The sequence below is a fragment of the Methanobrevibacter sp. genome (genome assembly GCF_045577275.1).
GTDB lineage: Archaea > Methanobacteriota > Methanobacteria > Methanobacteriales > Methanobacteriaceae > Methanobrevibacter.
This window is the reverse complement of record NZ_JAZNIB010000046.1, coordinates 1-3,366: the sequence shown is the minus strand read 5'-3', so window position 1 is coordinate 3,366 and position 3,366 is coordinate 1. Positions and strand designations below refer to the sequence as shown.

2 protein-coding genes are annotated in these 3,366 nt (G+C 30.8%); both read left to right on the top strand.

The genetic code is table 11. The features are described 5' to 3' along the window. The first annotated feature begins 230 nt into the window (after positions 1 to 230). Positions 231 to 1,949: a PH domain-containing protein gene (locus ACKI67_RS01505; RefSeq protein WP_407461628.1), complete on the top strand. Its 1,719-nt coding sequence runs from the start codon at positions 231 to 233 to the stop codon at positions 1,947 to 1,949. 76 nt (positions 1,950 to 2,025) lie between these two features. Further along, positions 2,026 to 3,234: a geranylgeranyl reductase family protein gene (locus ACKI67_RS01500; protein ID WP_407461626.1), complete on the top strand. Its 1,209-nt coding sequence runs from the start codon at positions 2,026 to 2,028 to the stop codon at positions 3,232 to 3,234. The last annotated feature ends 132 nt before the right edge of the window (positions 3,235 to 3,366 follow it).

The window sequence follows — 3,366 nt, the reverse complement described above, 5'->3', positions numbered from 1 at the left end:
TTTTTTCATTTTTTCAAATGCCAATTATTTCTCTCTTTTTTTATTTAAAAAGCATCTATTTTTTCAAATTTTTATTTTTTAATTGCCGTTTTTACATAAACTATATTTAAAATAAGAACCATAAATATAAACTAATGTTTGGTAAAGATAAAAAAGAAGAATTTCACGAGAAAATATTATACGAAACACAACCTAATATTTTTGTATATTCAAAAGGGATTTTAATATCCATGTTTGTGTTAGGATTTTTATTTTTCTTATATTCTGCTGGAATCAGATACATTGGGAATATGAATGTTTATTTGATTGAATCAACTAAAACACCATTGACTACCTACTTTGCACTGGCAGTCTTTGTCGTGATATTGATTGTAATTTTATACATCATTTTAAAATTGTTGATTTGGACTTCAATCAAATACACAATTACAGAAAGCAGAGTAATTGTTGAAAAGGGCATTCTCTTAAACAAGAACAATTCCATGCCTTTTAACACTATTCAGGATGTTAGCAGATCTCAAAGTCTTTTAGGAAAAATATTTTCAGTGGGCTCTATTACATTATACAGTGCATATGATGGAAAGGAATTGGAATTGAAAGACATTTCCAGTCCAAAAAAGGTTGAAAACATCATATTTGAAAATATGAGAGGAACCCATCTTAGAAGACCTAATATCAATAATGGATATGTTGATGGATATGAGTTTAATCCTATAAGGCCTAATTCAGATGACCACACCCATTACAGACGTATGGAAGATTTGGATGATTTGGAATTGGTTGATGCTAAACAACGTAAAAGAGAGCTTAGAGAGATAAGACGTAGAGCAAGAAATTCCAGAAACAATTACAACAATTCCAATTATGATTCTCGCTATGATGCTGAACCTAATTATGGTTCCGGCTATGATGATTATTATGGACCTAACGATGATTATAGAGACAATAGGTATGCGAATAATAGGTCTAGAGATAATAGATATGCAGATAATAGGTCTAGAGATGATTTTGACTATAGGAACAATCGTTATGAAGGTCGTAGGGATTATCCGGATTCCCACCATCATCAGTATTCCGGTGCAATTAAGGAATCTTATGAAAGAAATCCTGACAAGTATTTCGCTAACAATTACGAGGAATTCCATCAAAGCAATATAGATGCTCAAAATGATTATATTGAAAGGAGTTATAATCAAGGAAGATCAGTTCCAAGAGATAATTATGAAGACTCTTTTGAAGAAGATAAGAAATCCAAAGGTTTATCCAGATTCAATCCTTTCTCAAGCAATAAGAAGGAAGAGTCCTATGAAGATAACATCTCCGATGAAGAGTTTGACAGCACTATAAATCAAGCTATGCATGATATGGACAGCAATATCAGATTTGAACCTTCCAATAATCAGTTTAATCAATCCCGTGATGATTATGATAGAAGATATCATAATGAAAATAGGGGTTATGACCAATCTTATAATCGCAATAATGATTATAGGCCAGATCCTAATATGGAAAGGTCAAGACCTGTAAGGGATGATTATGACTCATATGAGTCCTATGATTCCAGAGGCCATTATAGAAACCAGGACTATGGTTCAAGGGAGGATTATAGAAATCAAAACTATGGTTCAAGAGATGATTATTATGCTCCTAGAAAACAGTATAATGATCGATATGATGGAAATTCTCATGCTTATTCATCATCATATAGGGATGATAATAGATATGATTCCAGAAATGATTATAATCAACCAAATAACTATAATTCCAATTATAATCAAAGAAATCAGTCTAGAAAACAATCCAGAAGAAATGATGATAGATACAATCAGAATCATTATTACGAAAACAATGATTATAGCGAGGAATACAAGTCTGAAAATGATAAGAGCAATAAGGAAAAAACTCCTGATGACCTCTTTGAGAAACATTCTAGAAAATTTAGAAGATAATTTTTGCTTTTTTATGGCTTTTTAGCCATAACTCCTTTTATTTTATATTATTTTATTTCATTTATGCAGGGAAACTATGAATTTTGATTATGATGTTACAATTGTTGGTGCAGGACCTATAGGATCAACCTTGGCTTATGAATTGGCTAAGGAAAACATCAGTGTCTGCCTAATCGACAAAAAGAAACTAATAGGTTTGCCTTTGCAATGTGCAGGAATAGTTAATAAGAGCATATTGGATTTTAATCAGATTCCTGATGAATTAATATTAAATAAGGTAAAAGGAGCTTATTTGCATAGTAAAAATCAATCATTGTCAGTTTCCAAGGAAGATGACCAAGCATTGATAATTGATAGGGTTGCATTGGACCAGTTCTTATACGAGAGAGCTATTGAAGCGGGTGCTGATTCCCATTTGTCTTCTAAAGTTGTGAATGTTGATACATTGGAAGGGCAAGTTGTTTTTCAAACAGATTCTAAAGCGAATACAATCAAATCAAAGGTTATTGTAGGTGCAGACGGTCCTCTTTCAGTGGTTTCATCCACTATTGGGAATGATTTCAACTATTATTGCGCAAGCCAATATCTGGTGGAAGTTGGTAATATTGAAGAAATGTCCTTTGTAGATTTATATGCATATGAAGACCTATTTCCAGGATTCATATGGGTTATTCCAGCATATAAGAATATTTTCAGAATCGGATTGTTTTCCAATCATGATTATAAGAGGCAAAATGAAATATTGGATGATTTCTTGGAAAACGATTTCAAATATGATGATTATAATGTAATTGAAAAATATAAGGGCAAGATTCCTATTTACAGTAAGGAAAATAAACTCTTTGAAAATAGGGCTTTGCTTATAGGAGATGCTGCAGCACAGGTCAAGCCAACCACTGGTGGCGGTCTTCTAATAGGTTTCAAAACAGTTCAAATAGCTAAAGAAGCAATTATGGATGCTTTAAATTCCAAGGAGATTCTTGAAGATGACAACAAGATATTACAGGATATTTTCAAAACTTATCAAAAGGATTTTGAAGAAAAATTCCTAAAGGAAATTTCTTATCAATTTAAAGTTCAAAAGACGTTATGTACATTGTCTGATGATGATTTGGATTATTTCTTTATAAAATTAAAGGAAAAGGAGTGTGATGAATTAATTTCTGAGTATGGGGATATTGATGATCAATCAGTTTTGGTTAAGGAATTCCTTAAAAGAGGTTTGATTTTATCACTATTGCCTGCAATACATAAAAAGGAATTGGCTAAAATTTGGCTATTGTAATTGTGAATCAAATTAAAATTATTAAAAATTTTTACCTTATACTTACTTGAATTATAATTATTTATTAAAATCACTAAATTAAAATTATTTAAAATTATTAAAATTATTAGAATTATTAAAATTATCAGAATT